Below are 20768 nucleotides of genomic sequence, written 5' to 3' on the forward strand. Positions count from 1 at the left end.
ACCGTCGCCCAATTTACCGACACCACATCTTCATCGTAATGGCTCTCATTAGTCGAGGATGAATCAACCCCCGTCGCCCAATTTACCGACACCACATCTTCATCGGAATGGCTCTCATTGGTCGATGATGAATCGACTCCAACCATCGAAAATTTCCAGCAATTAGCGATCGATGACTCCATCGATACCACCTTTGATTCTGGCAATTCGATCGAACCTGATTTAGAGATTGTCGAGATTGGCGACTTTGAGCCAGAAGCGATCGAGTATAGCACCGATCTAATTCAGACAGAATATCTCATCGAAGCGATCGAGCAAAGCCCACAATTGAGGAACGATCGTTCTAGTTCCGAATTAGTAGTGAGTACCAGCTCTGGAGTCGATCGCATCTTCCAATCGATTTGGCTCGGACATCCAGAATCATCCTCACCTGAAGATCTCGATCCGTCAGCAACCACCCCAGCTACCGAACGCGAAGCTCAACCCGAAGCACTGGTGAGCGTGCGGGTTGCTACCATTCAACTCGAACGACTCAGCCACACCATCGGCGAATTGCTAATTGACGACAACCAACAATATCTCCGCGCCGAGCAACTCCAAAAACTCGTTCGCTCCACCGTCGAACAATATCGTCGCTGCGAACAAAAACTTCGCCTAGTGAGCGATTGGGCTGACAAAAATACCTTACTCAACGAAGGCTCGAAATCTTCCACCCGCCGTGGTAAGCACAACAGTAAAAGAGCCAAAAAAGCAGCCAGTGAAATCCACTCTCAATTCGATAGCCTCGAATTGGATGTCTACAGCGATTTGAGTATCCTGATCCAAAACCTGACAGACGACATCACCAAACTAGGTATCGACGTCAACAATTTGGCAGAAACAACCCAAAAATCGCGGACGACATTAAACAAGCGAAAACAACTACTCGCCGAAGCTCAGTCAGAATTATTTGAAGCCAGAATGGTGGAGATTTCTGGAGTGCTCAATCGCTTTCCGCGTCTACTCCAACAGATGGTGGCTTCCCATCGCAAACCCGCGCAACTGCAATTAATTGGTAGTACAGTCTCGATCGACAAAATCATCGCCGAAAAGCTCTACGATCCTCTCCTCCACCTCGTCCGCAACGCTTACGATCACGGGATCGAATCATCCGAAATTCGCGCCACCCAAGGCAAATCAGCCACCGGACAACTGACGATCGAAGTTTATCACCAAGGCAACCGCACCAAAATCGAAGTCAGCGACGACGGACAAGGATTGAACTGGACTAAAATTCGTCAACGCGCGATCGATCTCCATCTCCTCGCAGCCAACCACGCCGATACCGCGACCGAAGCCGAACTAGCCGAAATCATGTTTGCTCCAGGCTTCTCCACCGCTGAGAAAGTAAACGATCTTTCAGGTCGCGGCATCGGTTTAGATGTCGTCCGCGACCGTTTGAGTGCCTTGCAGGGGACGATCGATGTCCGCTCGATCGCTGGCATTGGGACAACATTTATCATGCAGTTCCCACTCAATCTCACTACCACCCGCTTGATGATTTGTGAATCCCAAGGATTCATCCACGCACTGCGCTCCGAAGCCATCAGTCAGGTATTATTACCCTCACCCGATCAGATTCAATCCCAATCATTATTCGCCCAAGGTACATCCAACTTCTTGCGCTGGGGCGACGGCTCCGCCCAGAAACTCATCCCCATTTACCCGCTCAATAGCCTCCTAGAATACCACTGCCCGATCGTCGCCAACGAACATGCGCTGAGTCTGTTCCCAGCCAAATCAAAAAACAGCACCAACACCCTCCTCCTCCTCGATATCGATAACGAGCAAATCTGTCTCGAAGTCAGTCGTATCCTCGTCGAACAAGAACTAGTAGTCAAATCTCTCAGTCAAACCTTTGGATTGCCCAACTACATCCAAGGCTACAGCGTTCTCGGCGATGGTAGCCTTACCCTAGCACTCGATCCAGTCGAATTGCTAGCACGAGTACAGACAAAAACCTCCACCTCAGCACCTCGGATCCCTGCTAACCTACCCGCACTACCACCGACAACCCAACAACCAGCCCTGGCTCCAGCCAACGATTCCCCCCTTCCTGACGAAGTTGCCGATACCCTCAACGAGTTAAATAATCGCAACTCCGCCCAACCAGGTAGACAGCTCCAAGTTTTGGTAGTAGATGATTCCCTCGTCCAACGCCAAAGCCTAGTCCGCTCCCTCACCAAAGCCGGATGTCAAGTAATTCAAGCCAGTCACGGACGCGAAGGCATCCTCCGACTCCAAGAACACCCCCGCATCCGCCTCGTAGTCTGCGACATCGAAATGCCCCAAATGAACGGCTTCGAGTTCCTCAGCTATTGCCGTCAAGATCCCAAACTCAAAGCCATTCCGATCGTCATGCTCACCACTCGCGGCGGCCAAAAACACCGCGATCTCGCCATGACACTAGGAGCCAAAAACTACCTCACCAAACCCCAATCCGATCGCGATTTACTAGATATCGTCGCTCAACTAGCTCAACCGAGTGGGGTTTAGGCTTTAGGCTTTAGGTTTTAGGCTTTAGGCTACCCCTGCGAGCGGGACTAGTAATCCAAAGCCCAAGCACTAATGCGAAGCGCAAGCCGCTACACACTAGTCGAACCTTACGCAGGGGAGTTTGAGGGGCGGCGTTCCGCTCCTCAACGGGGGGTCTGGGGGTCGGAACCCCCAGATCCGGGTTCTGTCCACACTAGGAAAATCGCCACCCTCAAGTTCTCTTCGGATACCGATTAGCTGCTTACTAGAAGATCTCAAATGGGTTCTCCCCAGACTAATAAAACTCGCAACCCACCAGTATTTATCATTTACCACTCCGCCCAGCACAATCACTCACCCCAACCCCCATGCTCACCCCATCCCTCCTCCCCCAACGCCTATCCAGCCTCAACGACAACCCCAACACCATCCGCACGATCGTCTTTAGCCTCGCAGACATCGAACACACCTCAATGGCTAAATACCTATTTGCCCTCCCCGTCGAAGCAGTCGAAAAAGCGATCGTTTATCCTCCCGATCGAGCTATCCTCAAAAATGGGATCGGCATGATTAATCTCGGCGAACAAACCCTCACAATTGTAGATTTGCGCCAAAAATTTACAAGTATTGAATCCGATCGTGATTCCTCAAAATTTCTGATCTTATTTCACACTCAAGCCGGAGAATTTTGCGGTCTTCCCATCAAAGATGCACCAGTCCTAATCGATATCGATCCAGGCACGATTCGATCGATCCCCCTCGCCTATCGCGAAGTCAATCAGCTCAGTTTCGTCAGCCACATGGCGATCGTCCCCCAAGAAAATGGTCTAGAACCCTTGCAAATACTGCTCTTAGGTCTTGGATCTCCAGCACAATTAAGTGCTAATTCAGCCAGTCATCTCAATTAATCATTAGAGATCGGGAACTAGAACATATACTTGATCGCCATAGCAATCCTATTTGAGTTCAGAGCGAAAACAATCGATCTGTAGGGGCGGTGCTTCATGCCCGCCCTCTAGGGATTAAGCTTTTCATTTAGAATCGCTAGATGTGAGGATCGATCGACGATTCGCGAACGGAGAGAAGCTACTTGCGATAGTGTGGGAAGATAGAGACTCTCGCGTAATTGACAGAGATCTACCGTGGCACAAGTTACTCTAGAAAATATTTACAAAAGCTATAGTCCTGCGATTCCCGAAGCTAATCGGAAAGCCGGAACAACAAATCTCTCAGTTGCAGAAAGCGTTCTGCGCCGGATAAATTTGACCGTCAACGATGGTGAGTTTATGGTGCTAGTTGGAGCATCCGGCTGTGGTAAGAGTACGCTCTTGCGGCTAATTGCGGGCTTAGAGACAGTGACTGCGGGGAATATCAGCATCGGAGAGATCCTCGTAAACGATTTACCGCCCAAGGAGCGGGAGATCGCGATGGTGTTCCAGAGTTACGCACTCTATCCACATATGCGGGTGTATGACAATATCGCTTTTGGGTTGCGGCGGAGTCAATCTTTCGCCACCGCAGATCTAACCAAAAAAAACGACGGTTTACCCCCGCAGGTGGAAAACTTTCTGGTAGAAATTAGTCGCGGTTTTCCACGCGGGTTTCGCTATATTTCAGCACGGGAAAAAGTTATCGCTCAGAAAGTTTTGCAAGTTGCCAAAATGCTGCAAATCGATAGTTTATTAAATCGCTTCCCCAAACAACTATCAGGCGGACAAAAACAGCGGGTAGCATTGGGTCGTGCGATCGCGCGTGATGCTCAAGTATTCCTCATGGACGAACCATTATCCAATCTCGATGCCAAACTCCGCGCCGAGACTCGCACCCAAATCGTCAAATTACAACGTCAATTAGGGACGACGACGATCTATGTCACCCACGATCAAACTGAAGCGATGACTATGGGCGATCGCATTGCCGTCATGGATCGGGGACAAATTCAACAAGTTGCTACCCCGCTAGAAATTTATAACCATCCTGCCAATATTTTCGTCGCCCAATTTATTGGTTCTCCACCGATGAATTTAATCCCTGTTCAAGTAAAACTACCACTATCGATCGGCAATCAACAATTTTGGATTACGTTAGAAGCAGAATGGGAATCGCTCCTCAGTGAGTACTCGAATCGATCGTTATTAATGGGTATTCGTCCCGAACATTTAACGATCGGTTTACCTGCAACCAAAAACTTTCATGGCATTGTCGAAACAGTCGAAGCCTTGGGTAATGATACTTATATTGCTGTCAGAGTTGATAATTTAGAGCCAGCAGATTTAACACTCCAAGTTCGAGTTTCACCAGATAAATTAGTCGCGGTTGGCGAGGAAGTCTGGCTCTCAGTAGCTACTGATAAAGTTCATCTATTCGATCGAGATACTGGTTTAGCACTGAGGGTAGTTGATAGTTGATAATTGATAATTGGTAGTCGATCGAGGTAGGGTGTGTTAGGCGCAAGCCGCATGAGCACCAGTATCCGCTCGTCGCCAGGATCTGATTTAGGATCGCTCAGTTGACAGTCATCGATCGGTTGATATATATGGTAAAAATTACTATAATAAATTTATTACTTAATTTTATATAAACCATATATGACACAGTTACCTATCCCCCAGCACTTCCAGCCAGCCAGAGTCGGGGAGATCTGGCGAGTGCCTTATCAAGACCTGTCGATCGCAGCTAGAGCCTGGGCACAAACACACCAACTGCAACCCACATTACAGGGACAGACCAATGTTCGACTATTACTCATCGACGTGCAGAATACCTTCTGCTTGCCTGACTTTGAACTATTTGTCGGGGGCAGAAGTGGGCGGGGCGCGATCGATGATAATCTGCGACTATGCGAGTTTGTCTACCATAATTTAGGTGACATCGACCAAATAGTTGCAACGATGGATACTCATCACCTGCACCAGATCTTCCACCCGATTTTTTGGATCGATGAAAAAGACGAACATCCCACGCCAGCAGTGACGACAATTACACCAGAGGATGTGATGTCGGGAAAATGGCGAGTTAATCCTGAATTTGGAGCAGAACCAGACAAGCTTCAAGCGTATGCGCTGCATTATGTACAGCAGTTGAGTGGTGGCGGCAAATATCCGCTGCTGATTTGGCCGTATCATGCCATGTTAGGCGGTATCGGTCATGCTTTAGTTCCCGCTGTGGAGGAAGCGATCTTTTTTCATGGGATTGCACGAACTAGTCAGGCGAGTTTTTCGATTAAGGGCGATCGAACTTTGACGGAAAATTACTCGGCTTTGGCTCCAGAGGTTTTTACAAACCAATTTGGTGAAGAGATTGCTAGTAAAAACGATAGTTTAATCGAGCTTTTATTAGGATCGGATAAGTTAATTATCGCTGGACAAGCGCAGAGTCATTGTGTTGCTTGGACGGTTAACGATCTATTGACAGAAATTGGGGCGATCGATTCGCAATTGACACAGAAGGTTTATTTATTGGTAGACTGTACATCTCCAGTGGTCATCCCTGGAGTAGTCGATTATACCGATCGAGCTGATGCTGCTTTTCAACGGTTTGCTGAGGCGGGGATGAATATTGTTAAGTCAACAGACGATCGGATATTTTTACAGTAGTTTGTGGGGTAAATTGTATGTTTGGCGATCGCGATCGTGCTAAATCCAGTTCTAGTACCCGCTAACCCACCAGCCCTCACCCCCAACCCCCAACCCCTCTCCCAAGCTTGGGAGAGGGGAGCCAGAGCCGGAGGCGAAGGCGGGGAGAGGGCAATATAGCAAAGATTCTTATCCCGAATTGACGCTAGGCTATTAATCCTTATTCCTGAGTTAAAATTCGATGTCTTCAACGAATTTGGGGACGGCGGCGGTAAGGACTTCATTTCCGGTAGCGGTGACGAGGACATCATCTTCGATGCGGACACCGATACCTCTCCAACAGTCATCGATCGAGGGTTGTCCTTCAGCGGCTTCGATGTCGGGGGAGATGTAGATCCCAGGCTCGACGGTGATGATATTCCCTGGTTGGAATTGGTACCAAGTTTCGGCTCCGTGCATGTAGATCCCCGCGTCGTGAACATCCAAGCCGAGCCAGTGTCCGGTACCGTGCATATAGAAGTTTTTGTATTTTCCTTCTTCGATCAGGGTATCGACATCACCCGTGAGGAGTTCGAGGTTGACTAAGCCTTCGGTGATAATTTGGACGGAGGTATGGTGGAAGTCTTTCCAGGTGGTGCCTGGTTTGACTTGTTCGATACTCGCCATTTGAGCATCCAGGACTAGTTCGTAGATGATTTTTTGTTCGGTGGTAAATTTACCATTGACGGGGAAGGTGCGGGTAACGTCGGAGTTGTAATAGCCGACGGAGCAACCAGCGTCGATCAGGAGTAAGTCGCCGTCTTTTAGTTCGCTGTTATTTTCGATATAGTGGAGGACGCAAGCATTAGAGCCAGTTGCGACGATCGAGGGATAAGCAACACCCATCGCACCATGTTTGCGGAAGATATATTCGATTTCGGCTTCGATTTCGTATTCCTTTACGCCTGGTTTAGCAAACTTGCGGGCGTGGTTGTGGGCGATGGCGGCAATTCTGGCAGCTTCGCGCATCAAGTCTAATTCGGCAGGACTTTTGATCATCCGCAGGGGATGGAGGGTGAGGAAGGGGTCTTCAATTGCGATCGGTCCTGTACCGCGTTTACCATAGGAACGGAGCAGACGTTGCCAATGCTTGATTACTTTATTATTGAGCTGTTCGTCACGCCCCATGTGATAGTAGATTTTGTCCCCTTTCTCTAGATATTGGGGGAGTTTTTCGTCGAGTTCGCTAATCAGATAGGCTTCATCTGCACCATATTCGGCTTTGGCGGCATCAACACCAACGCGGTATCCCGTCCAGATCTCCTTCTCGCGTTCTTTAGGCTGCACGAACAGGATAAATTTGTGTTCGTCGTGGTGCGGGGCGAGGACGATGACGGCGTTGGGTTCGTTGAAGCCAGTCAGGTAGTAGAAGTCACTATCTTGACGATAGACATATTCGACATCATTGTGCATCACAGCCATCGGCGCACTACTGACGATCGCGGTGCCATTGCCAATTTTGGACATGAACTGTTCCCGACGGTGGCGGTATTCTGCTTGCATGAACTTCTAACCTATGCTGAGTATATTGTTATCTTAGCAATCCTGGACGATTTAGAGGTTTCATATGATTATGGACATATGGCTTGATAAGGAGCAATGGAAAAATGACGCTTACTTTTAGTCGAGATCGATACAGGGACTTATTATTGGAGTATCAACCCAAGCTGATTAAAACAGAAGTTGAAAACGAGCAGGCTCTCGTAATAGTTGAGAAGTTGATGCACTTGTCCGATCGCACTCCAGAGCAACAGGAACTGTATGAGTTGACGATCGTGTTACACTCAAAACGGCTACAGGATGGACTTTTTATTCAATAGCCTAAGCTTTGCTCCACAAGGGTTTCAACCCTTGGAGTAAAAGTCTAGCTCTCATCCGTGTTTAGTATAGTAGAAAAATTCGAGCAGGATTTTTATCAGCGGGACAAACCAATCAACCCATTATCGATGCTATTATTCCTAATGGAGCAGCGAGATCTGCGATCGACTGAGTTAGTAGATATTTTCGGATCTCAATCAGCCGTTGAAAATATCTTGAATGGCAAGACTCAGATCGATCGATCGAGTGCTGAATTACTGGGTCAATTATTTCACGTCGATTCGATGTTGTTTAGTCGAGCATAAATCATCGACTGGGCATTCGATCGATAATTAACATTACAGTCTTAATCTTGCTAAACATTAGATTATGAGCGATCGCCTGCACCTCATCGAACCTCACATTCAAGACTTGGGCGGATTTGAAGCCCGTCGCTTGCTACCATCAGACACGCTGACACTAGTTGGCCCCTTTATCTTTTTCGACCACCTCGGCCCAGCGGTGTTTCCCCCAGGCAAAGGTGTAGATGTCAGACCTCACCCGCATATTAATTTGGCAACCGTCACCTATTTGTTCGAGGGTGTATTGCTACATCGCGATAGTATCGGCAGCGTTCAGGAAATTCGTCCTGGTGCGGTGAACTGGATGACCGCAGGACGCGGCATCGTTCACTCAGAGCGGACACCGGATGACGAACGAAGCAAAGAAACTACCCTACATGGGATTCAAACTTGGGTCGCACTTCCCGATGAGGATGAGGAAACAGACCCCTGGTTTCGGCATCATCCAGCCAGCGAGTTACCAGCTTGGGAGAGTGAAGGTGTATCATTCGTGCTGATTGCTGGTACCGCATTCGGTCAGACTTCGCCTGTGCAGACGTTTTCACCGATGATTTATCTCGATGTGCAACTTGCTCCTGGATCGCAGTTTACGTTGCCGAGCGATCATTCAGAGCAAGCTATTTATAGTGTCACCGCCGGATTGCAAATCGATGGCACGGCACTGGCACAACATCGCCTAGCAGTGCTTGCGCCTGGAGCATCAGTATCGATCTCTGCCCAGAGTTCAGCTCGTTGTGTTGTCATTGGCGGCGAACCCGTTGGCGAACGGCTCAAATGGTGGAATTTTGTGTCGAGTCATTCCGAGCGGATCGATCGAGCCAAGCAAGATTGGCAGCAGGGACATTTCGGGCAGGTGCCTGAAGAAACCGAATTTATTCCCTTACCTGAAGAAACCGATCGCCAAGAACAACCACTGTAATCGATCCAAGAAATAGATATCCACCATCCACCATTCACCATCCACCATCCACCGTTCATTCCTACCTAAATGTCTAATTTGTCATAGGTTCGGGAGTAGCTTCGAGTTGCAGTTGTCGCGATCGCTCGGTGCGGCGGGCGCGTTGTTCGGGGGTAATTGACGGGTAGCAGCGGGGACAACAGATGCCTGGTTCGTAGTGGGGGGAGGTGAGATCTGACTGAGCGATCGGATCGCCACAGCCCCAGCAGATTTGATAGGTGCCTGGTGCTAGTCCGTGAGTGACGGCGACTCGTTCGTCAAAAACAAAGCATTCACCTTCCCATTGGCTCTGGGTGGCGGGGATTTCTGCTAGGTATTTGAGGATGCCGCCTTGGAGGTGGTAGACGTTCTCGAAGCCTTGGGAAAGGAGGTAGGAGGTAGCTTTTTCGCAGCGGATACCGCCTGTACAGAAGAGGGCGATGTGTTTGTGTTGGTGGGGATCGAGATGGGTGGCGACGTACTCAGGAAATTCGTTGAAGGAGTTGTTGTGCGGATCGATCGCACCTGCAAAGGTGCCGATTTCGACTTCGTAATGATTGCGGGTATCGATCGCCATTACATCGGGATTGGCGATTAGTGCGTTCCAGTCTTGGGGTTTGACATAGGTACCGACGAGATTGGTGGGATCGACGGTAGGAACACCCAAGGTGACAATTTCTTTTTTGAGTCGGACTTTAAGCCTGTCGAATGGTAGTTTAGTGGCGATCGATTCTTTATATTCTAGATCGGTAAAACAGGGATCGGCTCTGAGATCGGCAAAGATGGCATCGATGCCCGATCGAGTCCCCGCAATCGTCCCATTAATCCCTTCAGCAGCCAGCAAAATTGTGCCTTTAATCTGATGCTGCTGACAGAGATTTAGCAAGGGTTGACGACGCTCTGCGTAGTTAGATAGCTTCACAAATTTATAAAAGGCGGCAATAACTCGATCCATAACTGTTGCTTATTTGTCACATTGATTAATTCTAACTAGATCGACTTTGGGGATCGGTCTTACTGTAAAAGCTTTGCTATGAAAGCGTTGTGGTTTTAGCTACCTCACAGTTTAAATAACTCAATTAGAGTTACTAATCTATGGTCAATGCTAATTGTCTCACAGCATACAGATTCGAGCGATAAGATCGGCGAATATATTTACCTAGAAGTTTAATAGCAACTTGTGCTCACTCTAGCCCATGAATATTATCGTGGACGGTCGTTACCAAATTATCAAACGGCTCGGTAAAGGTGGCTTCGCGCATACTTATTTAGCAAAAAATCTGGCTGCACTAGGCGAACCCCAGTGTGTGGTTAAGCAACTGCGCCCGAAAGTCGAGCATCCTCGGATGTTGCAGTTGTTTAAGTTGGAGGCGGCAATCCTCGATCGGTTTCAGCACAGTCAGATTCCCAAAACTGTGGAGTGCTTCGAGCATCAGGGCGATTTTTTTATGGTGCAGGATTTTGTCGCTGGAGACGATCTGAGTAAGGAATTTACGATCGGTCATCGGTGGAGCGAAGCGAAGGTAATTGGATTTCTGCGGGAGATGCTCAAGGTATTGGGTTATGTGCATCAAAAGCAAGCGATTCATCGCGATATCAAACCTGCTAATATCATCCGGCGGTGGGACAATGGGCAATTGTATTTGATTGACTTTGGGGCGGTTCAAGATTTGGAGGGTGATTCATTAGTTCCGATGACGGTGGTAGGTACTCCAGGCTATCACGCACCAGAGCAAGCGGCAGGATTAGCTACTTTCGGGAGTGATATTTACGCGCTGGGGATGACAGCAATTCAATTTCTGACGGGACATTACCCGCTCCACTTGCCCAAGAATGCAGCGCATGAAGTATTATGGCGGGATTTAACGAAGGTTAGCGATCGATTGGCAACGATTTTGGAGCAGATGACAAGGGTTGAGTGTATCGATCGATATGATTGTACGATGGCAGTATTGGCAGATCTGGAGACATTATCGCGATGTGACAACGATATCCCCGTCTCATCAAGTCGCTCGATCGATGCTGAGTTTAGTCATCAACGATTAACTAGCAAAATTATGACGATGGCGATCCTGGTTGGATTGGGTTTGGTCGGTACCGTTGGGGTCGTTAGTCGGATACAATCTGTGGGAGGTATGGGTGGTGGATCGATTAGCGATTCTCCTTTGGATCTAATGCACGAATGAGCGGCGATTGGCTACTCATATCTTGCATCAAGACAAAGTTACTAGTATTGAGAGGGTAGAGGGTAGCGATTCGCGATTCTCGATTCTCGCCCGCCTTTGTTTCCCGACTGCAAGAGCGCGTCGCTGGTGCAAGATGTGAGTAGCTAAATCTACTCGTGCGACGGATCTCAATTGCGGTAAAATCGTTCGATATGACGATCGATAGATTGATAACTATGTCTACTCCATTACGTACCTTCCAAGTTGATGCTCTGCAAGTTGAGGTCTATCGTCAGGAAGCAGATTTGGTTGATAGTCTAGTCCTACAAACTCAGTCTTATCTGAACGCGGTAATCGATAGACAGGGTGCTGCGGCGGCAATTTTGGCGAGTGGTGCTTCACAGATCGAGTTGCTCAAGAATTTGACAACATTTGGCGAGATTGACTGGGGACGAATAACGTTGTTTCATTTAGATGAGTACCTGGGGATTGGGGGTACGCATCCAGCGAGTTTTCAGTTATTTATGCGAGAATTGGTAGAGCAAAAAGTGACTCTGCGTAAATTCAATTATCTAGCTGGAGATACATTGGAACCGATGGCGGAATGCGATCGCTATCATGGCTTATTATTAGCACAATCGATCGATCTCTGCTTGCTAGGGATTGGTGAAACCGGACATATTGCCTTTAACGATCCAGAAGTGGCAGATTTTAACGATCGTTATCCGGTAAAGTTGGTAAAATTGGCAGACAAATCGCGACAACAACAGGTAAATACCGGATTTTTCGATCGAATTGAAGCTGTCCCTCAATACGCCCTCACGCTCACGCTCCCGACGATTTGTCGAGCGCGAAAGATTTGCTGTCTGGCAATGGGAGCGAGGAAAGCAGGTATTATTAAAACTATGCTGACTGGTGAAATTTCGCCAACATGTCCAGCGTCCATCCTGCGGAAGTATCCGACCGCAACATTATATTTAGATGAAGCCGCAGCTAGTATGCTCCAATAACGGACGATTTCGATCGCGATCGCTTAATTAGGAACAGAGCGAATACTCCAGCGTCGAAGTATATAAACCATGAATAACTACGCTAGCTGAGTAGTTGTTTTTGAATTTTACACGATCGCAATCCTAAATGAAAAGCTAGGTTAATGTAGGGTGTGTTGGGCTGCTGCCGTAACGTACCAGTATAAAGATCCTAAGTATCTAATGTAGGCTCGCTATAGTACTAATTAAGTAGAGGTAAAATTAGTGAAAGTTGTACAGTCGATCGTCGTTAGTGCTGTTTTATGCCTGAGCAATTCAGTCGTAACTATGGCAAATGTGAGTGGCGATGCAGTAGTAGTCAGTCAGAGTAGTGTCATCGTCACCACGGATGCCGATGGCGGGCAAGTTCAATCTACCACGGTGAGTCTCGATCGAGCCGATCTCAGTCAACCACATATCTTGCGGGTACAAGGATATACGAATAATGCTCCAGTGCGGATGGAGCGAGTAGAGGTGAAAATGAATGGCAAAGTTATCAAAACGATCTCTAATAACTCGCTAGAATTAAACCTCGCACCGATGATGAAAGCGGGACGCTATGAAGTAGAAATATCTGGAATTGCACCTCGAACTGACGATACAATTTTAGTAAGCTTTACAGGTAAAAATACTAATGTTACCCAGCAGTTTTCTGGCTCTGGTCGAATCGACCAGAAACTAGTTATCGATGTTCAGTAGAACTAGTTATAATTTTTAGTATATTAATCGTCGCAAACATATGTCTTCTGCCGCCATCACAACAATTGTCAAAATGGTTGAATCCCTGCCTGCCGATCTACAGGATCGAGTTTCCGAGCATATTCGCGAATATATTGCCGATTTAGAGGATGAAGCAAAATGGGAGTCTTCATTTCAGAGATCGCACACTAATTTAGTTGCTGCGGCTCAACAAGCGAAGCGAGAGATTGCTGAAGGTAAGTCAGTGCCAATGGATTACTCACAGTTATGAAGTCCGCAACGCTGCCCTCATTTTGGGCTGAATACCAAAAACTTAGCAACCCAATTAGAGAAAGAGCGCGAAAAACATATCGCCTTTGGGCTGATAATCCCTTTCATCCCTCGCTACATTTCAAGTGCATCGACAGCAAAGAAGGAATTTGGTCGATTCGAGTCACACGTAACTATCGCGCTGTTGGCATTTTGGATGGCGATAAGGTGACATGGTTTTGGATTGGTAGTCATGATGATTATGAACAATTCTACTGATAAGTCGATCCCGCCAAGCGGAGGCTACATCAACGAGTTTGAACGCTCTCGATCTTGGTAAATATGAGATAATGAACCAATGACAGCATCTATAGAAGAAATACGCCAGAAAATTGCTGATGAGCAATTCGAGTTTTCTAAACATGCTGTTGACCAATCAATTATCCGTAAGATTGTGCTGCGGGAAGTCAGGGAATCGATCGCTAATGGACAGATTATAGAAGACTATCCCGATGATAAATATGGTGCAAGTTGTCTAATCAGTGGTTTGACACAAGACAAACGACCAATTCATATTCACTGTAGCTATCCTTCTCGCCCACTGATAAAAATTATCACCTTATATGAGCCAAGTCTGCAACGCTGGAATGATGACTTTACACAGAGGATAAGTAATTAATAATGAGTAATAGAGACATGCAAGTTGAACAGCAGGTGACATATACACTCGAACTTAATGGAAAAATTTTCGTAATTGAAAATGTGCCTGCGCGTGTGGATGAAGAAACGGGAGAGCAGTTTTTTTCGCCGTCAACAGTGGAGCATTTACAGCAAATTATCATGACTGGGCAAGCACCCGATCAATTTACTGAAGTTCAAGTTTATAAATATGCTGCATGAGATTCGATCGAGTAAAACAGTCGATCGAGATAACTGGGATAAGCTTGAGAAATTCGATTCTACCTTCCAAATTATCTCGCTCAATACACGCGTACTTAAAATATTTGTATAATAAATTATTATTGAATCTTCCAGGTAAGGGAATTACACAATGAGCGATCGAAACAATGACATGAGTACAAAATCAGATGATGTGAGCGGAGGTATTTTGACAAGTGCTGGTGATTTATTCACTGATTTAGTTACTAGCTCATCAATTCCTGCACCCATTAGAAAAAATGTATTCAAGGCTTTGAATCAGCTTTGTTCAGCCGCTATTGATATCCCAGTTGCTTATCTTGAAGGGATTGCTACAGAAAAACGAGCAGAAACGCAATCACGTGTCAAGCTTATGACTACAAGCGGCGACCAAATTGCCAACCAGATGAATGTCAATCCTGAATTTGCCAATGCTGCGGCAAAAAGATATAGTCAAAAAATTGTTCGTGAGCAGGTCAATCTTGATAAAGTTTCTGAGATCGCAGTTCAACAGATTCATCAAGATGTCATTGAATCTGCATCAATGTCAAATGAAGCAACAGAAGTTCCCGCAATGAATGAGGACTGGTTAAATAATTTTGAAAAGGAGGCTAGTCAGAAAAGTACAGAAGAAATGCAATTTCTATTTGGTAAGATTTTAGCTGGAGAGATTCAACGGCCTTCATCATTTTCGATCAAGACTGTGAAGCTGTTAGCAGAGCTTGACAATAATGCAGCGATTTTGTTTCGACAACTTTGTTCACTGTGTGTATCTCTAAAAATCGGCAATACATTGATTGACGTACGTGTTGTATCAATAAATGGTGACGCAGGATCAAATTCTCTTCAAAGCTATGGACTACAATTTGACAATCTTAATATCCTGCATGAATATGGGTTAATAATTCCTGACTATAACTCCTACCAAGATTACCAAATATGTATTATTAAAAGAAATGATCAAGCTATACTTCCGTTTTTATATCAAAACCGTAAATACGTTCTTAGTACATCCAATGAACGAGTAAGCAATCAAGAATTAAGGCTCAGTGGGGTTAAGCTTTCACGCTCTGGGATAGAACTTATGAATATTATTGATATTGAACCTTCTGAAAGTTACACAACTGCACTCACAGAATACTTTGCACTTCAAAATTTACAGATGATGGAAATCGAAATTATTCCAGCATAATACTGACGCATTTCTAAAAACGAAGCTTAACTCATGATTGGCAGCAGAATTCTAGACAGATTCAACCACCACCGCCAAGTTCGTTAGAATAAGATGCTGTCTGTCAGAGTGAAAATCGATGCACCGTCTCGCTACAATACCTAGTGGGTGGAATCCTGTGGCGGAGGGAGTGATATTTGTCGAACAACAGCCAGCCCCGATCGTAAAAATCAATATTTTATTGTGATGCTTTAACTTTCTCAATATCTGCAATCACTGCATTCAGCGATCGATCTTCAATATCTGCGATCGTTTGTACCGCCTGATAAATTCGCAAAGGTGTATCTTTTAGGTCATTGCTTAGAGGTAAAGCTAGTCGGATCGATCGACCATCATTATCTACCAATCCAGCAAAAACCTGGAGGTTTTTATTGGGGTGATCTACTTGTTGCCAGCCATGACTGAGGATATAAGTTTCGACAGCTTGTTTAGACAGATTCAAGTCTATAATTGGATTATGTTCTATCGTATCAATTGCGTTAGTGGTTACGATCGAATCTTCATCAAATAAGTATGGGCAAGATTTTTTTAAATTATCCAAAAACTGTTCTGACGCGATCGTTTCAAAGTGATTAGCAAATACTTTCTCGAATTCTTTAGGATCTAATGGCATAGCTAAATATCATCCATTGTGAGTATACATAACTCTTCAATTAAGCTTGAATCCAAAATCGCAATCTGGATATGAGTGAGATCGTAAATTGCCGAACTTGGAAAAATCCTGTCACCTTCTATAAATGCCGATCTAATTGAGTCGATCCGATAGTCGGAAGAACTATTAAATGTTTTCACCACATAATTGAAGAATGCAGAGTCTAGTCGATGGGCTTTGGATCGATCGGGATTCTGCTGTGGAAGGGTGAGATTTTGTTGTGTGTAACTGGTTATAAACCCATTGTACATCGTCTTTAAAAGTGGGGAATAACCGATGTCCAATAAATCTAAGCAGCTACGATCCAGTTTCAATCTAGATTTCACCACTGCTGGATTATTTGGATGCGTGGATTGTGCCCATTGCCAAGCTCTTTTGGGGGCATCTTGCCAAAAATAAATACCTTTACCCAGCCAGTCATACTCATTATTACTAGGGTTGAAGCCAGTTTTGACAATTGCGGAAGCTCGATCCATACTGGTGCCATGATAGCCATACACCCAAATAGTTTCACTCATTCTCAGACTGCTTAAATATCTCTAATGCCAAGCATCATACCAAGTTCGTTACAATGAGGTGCTGTCTGTCAGAGTGAAAATCGATGCATCGTCTCGCTACAATACCGGGTGGTTGGAATCCTGCGGCTGAAGGAGTGATCTTTGTCGAACAGCAGCCAGCACCGATCGCATTCATTACCGCCGCCGATACTGATATTCAGACATTAGCAGTCGCTACAACCCAGCTATCAGAAGACTTTCCCCAGGTGCGGGTGGTAAATTTGTTGCAGTTACAGCAGCAATTGACGATCGATACTTATGCCGAGGATGTATTGACGGCGGCGAAGGTAATTATCGTGCGGTTGATTGGGGGTCAATCTTACTGGAGTTATGGGCTGGAAGTAGTCCAGGAGACTGCCAGACAGACGGGAGCGGTGTTGATTGTTTTGCCAGGTGATGAGCGTCCCGATCCGACCTTGATGAGCCATTCTACGGCGAATTTGGCAGATGTCGATCGAGTCTGGCAATACCTGATTGAGGGTGGGGTTGATAATTACCGTCAGTTATTGAATTTTATCGCCAGTCGGTGGTTGGATTTTGAGTGTGAATATCGATCGGCAGAAGCTGTACCGCGCGTGGGGATTTATGATGAGCTGCGCTGGCTACCAGATGGATTGCCGTTACAGGGTGGGGCGGCGATAATTTTCTATCGGGCGCATTATCTATCTGGAAATCTAGCCGCGATCGAGGCATTGTGTCAAGCTTTAGTCGATCGCAAGCTGACTCCGGTACCGATTTTTGTATCTTCGCTCAAAGATCCGGCGGTGCAAAGGGTGTTAACTGGTTATTGTCAGCATGGTGTGGATGTTTTACTCAATACCACGAGTTTTTCCTTGGCTAGTTTGGATACGGATACGCCTCCGGTGGGTTTTTGGGCGACGTTAAATTTGCCTGTTTTTCAGGTGATTTTAAGCGGTGCGGGGAAGGAATTTTGGGAGTCTGGTTGGCAGGGTTTGACACCTCGCGATATGGCGATGAATGTGGCTCTCCCAGAGGTGGATGGGCGGATTATTACCCGTGCGATTTCGTTTAAGGCGGTGCAAAATCAGAATTCGGCACTTCAGACGGATGTGTTGGTGTATGAACCTGTGGTCGATCGAGTCGAATTTGTGGCAGAATTGGCGTTAAATTGGAGCAAGCTCCGGCAAACTCCGGTGGGCGATCGCAAGGTAGCTCTGATCCTCGCTAATTACCCTACCCGCGATGGTAGGTTGGCGAATGGGGTGGGTTTAGATACGCCCCAAAGTTGTGTCAAAATCCTCCACGCACTCAAGGCGGCGGGTTATCAAGTTGGCGATATTCCGGCTGATAGTGGGGAGTTGATTAAGTTATTGACGGCGGGTGTGACTAACGATCCTGAAGGGGATGGATGGCGGAAGGCTAATCAGTCTTTGGATGGTGCGGAGTATTGGGCACATTTTCAGACATTACCGACTTTAGTACAGCAGGGGATAGTTGAGAGGTGGGGCACGGTGGATGGATTACCCCCCCAACCCCCCTTGGAAAGGGGGGCTTTGAATCCTAACATCGCCATCCCAGGCATCCAATTCGGCAACGTTTTCGTCGGTATCCAACCCGCACGCGGCTACGACAAAGATCCCAACCTCAACTACCACGCACCCGATTTAGTTCCGCCCCATCAATACGTCGCTTTCTACCACTGGATTCGCGCTAACTTCGGCGCAAATGCGATCGTCCATGTCGGCAAACATGGCAATCTAGAATGGCTCCCAGGTAAAAGCGTCGCCCTCTCCGAAAACTGCTATCCCGAAGCCGTATTTGGAGCCATGCCCCATTTATACCCCTTCATCGTCAACGATCCTGGCGAAGGTTCCCAAGCAAAACGCCGCACCCAAGCCGTAATCCTCGATCATCTCACGCCGCCAATGACACGAGCGGAACTCTACGGCGGTTTAAATCAATTAGAAGGCTTAATCGACGAATATTACGAAGCCCAAACCCTAGATCCGCAACGGATGCCCTTAATACGCGATCGATTAATTGCCCTCATCCAAACAGAAAACCTCCATCAAACCCTCAACATCGAAATCCCCTCTAGCAAAATCCCCTCCTCGGAGGGGTACCCGAAGGGGGGGGTGGGTAAAGGATTAGATGTGAATTCCAGCGATGACACAATATCGAGGTTTTTAAATACCGCCGACGGTTATCTTTGCGAACTGAAAGAAGCCCAAATCCGCGATGGTTTGCATATATTTGGGCAGTGTCCACAGGATACACAATTGCGGGATCTAGTTGTCGCGATCGCCCGCAATCCCAATGCAAACAGACTCGGTTTAACTCGCGCTCTAGCTCTAGATTGGAACTGGGATTTCGATCCGTTGACAGCAGATTTAGGCGAGGAATTAGTGGGGTTCGATATTGGTGGAGATCCCCCTAAATCCCCCTTCAAAAGGGGGACTAAGAGTTCGATCGATCCATTTCTAGAGAGCGATAAGAATCCGAATCCGGTTCCCCCCTTTTTAAGGGGGGCTAGGGGGGATCGAAATGCCGAAGCGGAGCTAATTTCTAAGCCCTGTCGCATCATCGGCGACGCAGTAGAAATCCTCGAAGAATATGCCGCCGAATTAGTCACCGCCATCATCACAAATCGAGAAATACAAGTAGGCACCCATACCCAAGCCGAATTAAAATGGATAAAAACTAAACTTCTCCCCGCGCTCCAACAAACTAACCTCGAAATGGTTAATTTATTACGCGGTTTAAACGGTGAATATATCCCCAGCGGAGCATCCGGCGCACCCACACGCGGAAAACCCGAAGTACTCCCCACCGGGAGAAACTTTTACTCCGTAGACATCCGCGCCGTACCCACCGAAACAGCCTGGAGCATCGGTAGAAAAGCCGCCGAAGTGCTGATCGATCGATATACTCAAGACAATGGTGAATATCCTCAAACCCTCGGCTTATCCATCTGGGGGACATCCACAATGCGTACTGGCGGCGACGATATCGCCCAAGCTCTGGCATTAATCGGCGTACAACCTGTGTGGGATGGAGTCTCGCGGCGAGTGGTAGATTTTGAGATCTTACCCCTATCAGTATTAGCTCGCCCTCGCGTCGATGTCACCTTACGAATTTCCGGTTTCTTCCGCGATGCTTTTCCCAATCTCATCGATTTATTCGACAGTGCAGTAAAAGCTATAGCCGCATTAGATGAAACCCCCGCCCAAAATCCATTAGCCGATCGAGTTCAACAAGAAATCACAACTTGGCAACAACAAGGACTAACATTAGATGAAGCGGCAACTCGATCGCAATACCGGATCTTCGGCTCCAAACCAGGCGCATATGGTGCCGGATTGCAAGGCTTAATCGAATCCCAAAACTGGGAAACCGAAGCAGATTTAGCCCAAGCTTATATCAATTGGAGTGCCTACGCTTATACCAGCAAAGCCGAAGGCATCGCCGCACCCGAAGCCTTCAACCAACGCTTAGGCAACATGCAAATCGTCCTTCAAAATCAAGATAATCGTGAGCATGACTTACTTGATTCTGATGATTATTATCAATTTCAAGGTGGTTTAACTGCTGCAATTAAACAAGTATCAGGCAAAGCACCCGAAGCCTATTTCGGCGACAATTCTCGCACCGAAAATCCCAAAGTTCGCAAACTAACTGAAGAGATCGATCGGGTATATCGATCGCGCGTCATCAACCCCAAATGGATCGCCGGAGCCATGCGCCACGGCTACAAGGGAGCCTCAGAAATGGCAGCGACGTTAGATTTCTTATTTGCCTATGATGCCACGGCAAATTGCGTTCAGGACTTCATGTATCAAGGTGTGGCAGATGCTTATTTATTCGACGAACCAGTCCGCGAATTCATCGAACAAAATAATCCCTGGGTGCAACGAGATATGGCAGAAAGATTGCTCGAAGCTAATCAGCGGGGTTTGTGGGAGGATGTTGAATTGGGGACGTTGGAGCGATTGAAGTTGATGGTAAATGAAGCCGAAGGCGTAATCGAATCTCAGGGGAATTAATAGTAAATAATGGGAATACTAAAGCTGTAATCAACATTCTT

The 20768-nt window shown here is 46.8% G+C and carries 19 protein-coding genes and 1 pseudogene; 16 read left to right on the forward strand and 4 right to left on the reverse strand.

Annotation, left to right across the window (positions count from 1 at the left end):
* The first annotated feature begins 117 nt into the window (after positions 1–117).
* From ACEW9J_RS25350 to ACEW9J_RS25365, 4 genes are all read left to right on the forward strand, one after another.
* Complete coding sequence (locus ACEW9J_RS25350) at positions 118–2535, forward strand: response regulator (protein ID WP_373547844.1); 2418 nt, start codon at positions 118–120, stop codon at positions 2533–2535.
* A 347-nt stretch (positions 2536–2882) separates the two neighbouring features.
* Complete coding sequence (locus ACEW9J_RS25355; protein WP_373547845.1) at positions 2883–3422, forward strand: chemotaxis protein CheW; 540 nt, start codon at positions 2883–2885, stop codon at positions 3420–3422.
* Positions 3423–3656: 234 nt separating this feature from the next.
* Positions 3657–4922 carry an ABC transporter ATP-binding protein gene (locus ACEW9J_RS25360; protein ID WP_373547846.1) on the forward strand — a complete coding sequence of 422 codons (1266 nt, stop codon included), beginning with the start codon at positions 3657–3659 and terminating at the stop codon, positions 4920–4922.
* Between the two features lie 180 nt (positions 4923–5102).
* The gene (locus ACEW9J_RS25365; RefSeq protein ID WP_373547847.1) at positions 5103–6110 is read left to right on the forward strand and encodes an isochorismatase; all 1008 of its coding nucleotides are present in this window, start codon (positions 5103–5105) and stop codon (positions 6108–6110) included.
* Between the two features lie 210 nt (positions 6111–6320).
* Here the strand turns inward: ACEW9J_RS25365 and ACEW9J_RS25370 are convergent, their stop codons facing one another.
* Positions 6321–7631 carry an aminopeptidase P N-terminal domain-containing protein gene (locus tag ACEW9J_RS25370; RefSeq protein WP_373547848.1) on the reverse strand — a complete coding sequence of 437 codons (1311 nt, stop codon included), beginning with the start codon at positions 7629–7631 and terminating at the stop codon, positions 6321–6323.
* 104 nt (positions 7632–7735) lie between these two features.
* On the opposite strand from ACEW9J_RS25370, the pseudogene ACEW9J_RS25375 reads away from it, so the two are divergent.
* The 3 genes and pseudogenes from ACEW9J_RS25375 to ACEW9J_RS25385 all read left to right on the forward strand — a co-directional run.
* Positions 7736–7909 (forward strand): annotated as a pseudogene (locus tag ACEW9J_RS25375) (transcriptional regulator); the annotation flags it as partial.
* Between the two features lie 165 nt (positions 7910–8074).
* Complete coding sequence (locus ACEW9J_RS25380) at positions 8075–8251, forward strand: hypothetical protein (protein ID WP_373547849.1); 177 nt, start codon at positions 8075–8077, stop codon at positions 8249–8251.
* 64 nt (positions 8252–8315) lie between these two features.
* Entirely contained in the window at positions 8316–9206 is an 891-nt protein-coding gene (locus ACEW9J_RS25385; RefSeq protein WP_373547850.1) for a pirin family protein, read from the forward strand.
* A 73-nt stretch (positions 9207–9279) separates the two neighbouring features.
* On the opposite strand, the gene ACEW9J_RS25390 is transcribed toward ACEW9J_RS25385, so the two are convergent.
* On the reverse strand, positions 9280–10179 hold the full coding sequence (locus ACEW9J_RS25390) for a rhodanese-related sulfurtransferase (protein ID WP_373547851.1): 900 nt from the start codon (positions 10177–10179) through the stop codon (positions 9280–9282).
* A gap of 241 nt (positions 10180–10420) precedes the next feature.
* Here ACEW9J_RS25390 and ACEW9J_RS25395 point away from each other — a divergent pair, with 241 nt between their 5' ends.
* From ACEW9J_RS25395 to ACEW9J_RS25430, 8 genes are all read left to right on the forward strand, one after another.
* Positions 10421–11410, forward strand: coding sequence for a protein kinase (locus ACEW9J_RS25395; RefSeq protein ID WP_373547852.1), 990 nt, complete (start codon positions 10421–10423; stop codon positions 11408–11410).
* A gap of 215 nt (positions 11411–11625) precedes the next feature.
* Entirely contained in the window at positions 11626–12399 is a 774-nt protein-coding gene (locus ACEW9J_RS25400; RefSeq protein ID WP_373547853.1) for a glucosamine-6-phosphate deaminase, read from the forward strand.
* Positions 12400–12642: 243 nt separating this feature from the next.
* Positions 12643–13116 carry a hypothetical protein gene (locus ACEW9J_RS25405; RefSeq protein ID WP_373547854.1) on the forward strand — a complete coding sequence of 158 codons (474 nt, stop codon included), beginning with the start codon at positions 12643–12645 and terminating at the stop codon, positions 13114–13116.
* A 40-nt stretch (positions 13117–13156) separates the two neighbouring features.
* Entirely contained in the window at positions 13157–13387 is a 231-nt protein-coding gene (locus tag ACEW9J_RS25410) for a hypothetical protein (RefSeq protein WP_373547855.1), read from the forward strand.
* Positions 13384–13644, forward strand: a complete 261-nt coding sequence (locus tag ACEW9J_RS25415) for a type II toxin-antitoxin system RelE/ParE family toxin (protein WP_373547856.1) — start codon at positions 13384–13386, stop codon at positions 13642–13644. Before ACEW9J_RS25410 ends, ACEW9J_RS25415 begins: the two co-directional genes overlap by 4 nt.
* A 79-nt stretch (positions 13645–13723) precedes the next feature.
* Positions 13724–14044 (forward strand): DUF4258 domain-containing protein, encoded by a 321-nt coding sequence (locus tag ACEW9J_RS25420; protein ID WP_373547857.1) that lies wholly within the window; start codon positions 13724–13726, stop codon positions 14042–14044.
* A 17-nt stretch (positions 14045–14061) separates the two neighbouring features.
* Positions 14062–14265 carry a YgiT-type zinc finger protein gene (locus ACEW9J_RS25425; RefSeq protein ID WP_373547858.1) on the forward strand — a complete coding sequence of 68 codons (204 nt, stop codon included), beginning with the start codon at positions 14062–14064 and terminating at the stop codon, positions 14263–14265.
* A gap of 172 nt (positions 14266–14437) precedes the next feature.
* Positions 14438–15475, forward strand: coding sequence for a DUF2806 domain-containing protein (locus ACEW9J_RS25430; RefSeq protein ID WP_373547859.1), 1038 nt, complete (start codon positions 14438–14440; stop codon positions 15473–15475).
* A 217-nt stretch (positions 15476–15692) separates the two neighbouring features.
* Here ACEW9J_RS25430 and ACEW9J_RS25435 read toward each other — a convergent pair whose 3' ends face one another.
* Together ACEW9J_RS25435 and ACEW9J_RS25440 are read right to left on the reverse strand one after the other, a co-directional pair.
* A complete protein-coding gene (locus ACEW9J_RS25435) occupies positions 15693–16127 on the reverse strand; it encodes a hypothetical protein (protein ID WP_373547860.1) in 435 nt (144 codons plus the stop codon).
* Positions 16128–16129: 2 nt separating this feature from the next.
* Positions 16130–16684, reverse strand: coding sequence for a hypothetical protein (locus ACEW9J_RS25440; protein WP_373547861.1), 555 nt, complete (start codon positions 16682–16684; stop codon positions 16130–16132).
* 83 nt (positions 16685–16767) lie between these two features.
* Between ACEW9J_RS25440 and cobN the strand changes: the two genes are divergently transcribed.
* A complete protein-coding gene (gene cobN / locus ACEW9J_RS25445; protein WP_373547862.1) occupies positions 16768–20727 on the forward strand; it encodes a cobaltochelatase subunit CobN in 3960 nt (1319 codons plus the stop codon).
* The last annotated feature ends 41 nt before the right edge of the window (positions 20728–20768 follow it).

Source organism: Chamaesiphon sp. (genome assembly GCF_041737865.1).
Lineage (GTDB): Bacteria > Cyanobacteriota > Cyanobacteriia > Cyanobacteriales > Chamaesiphonaceae > Chamaesiphon.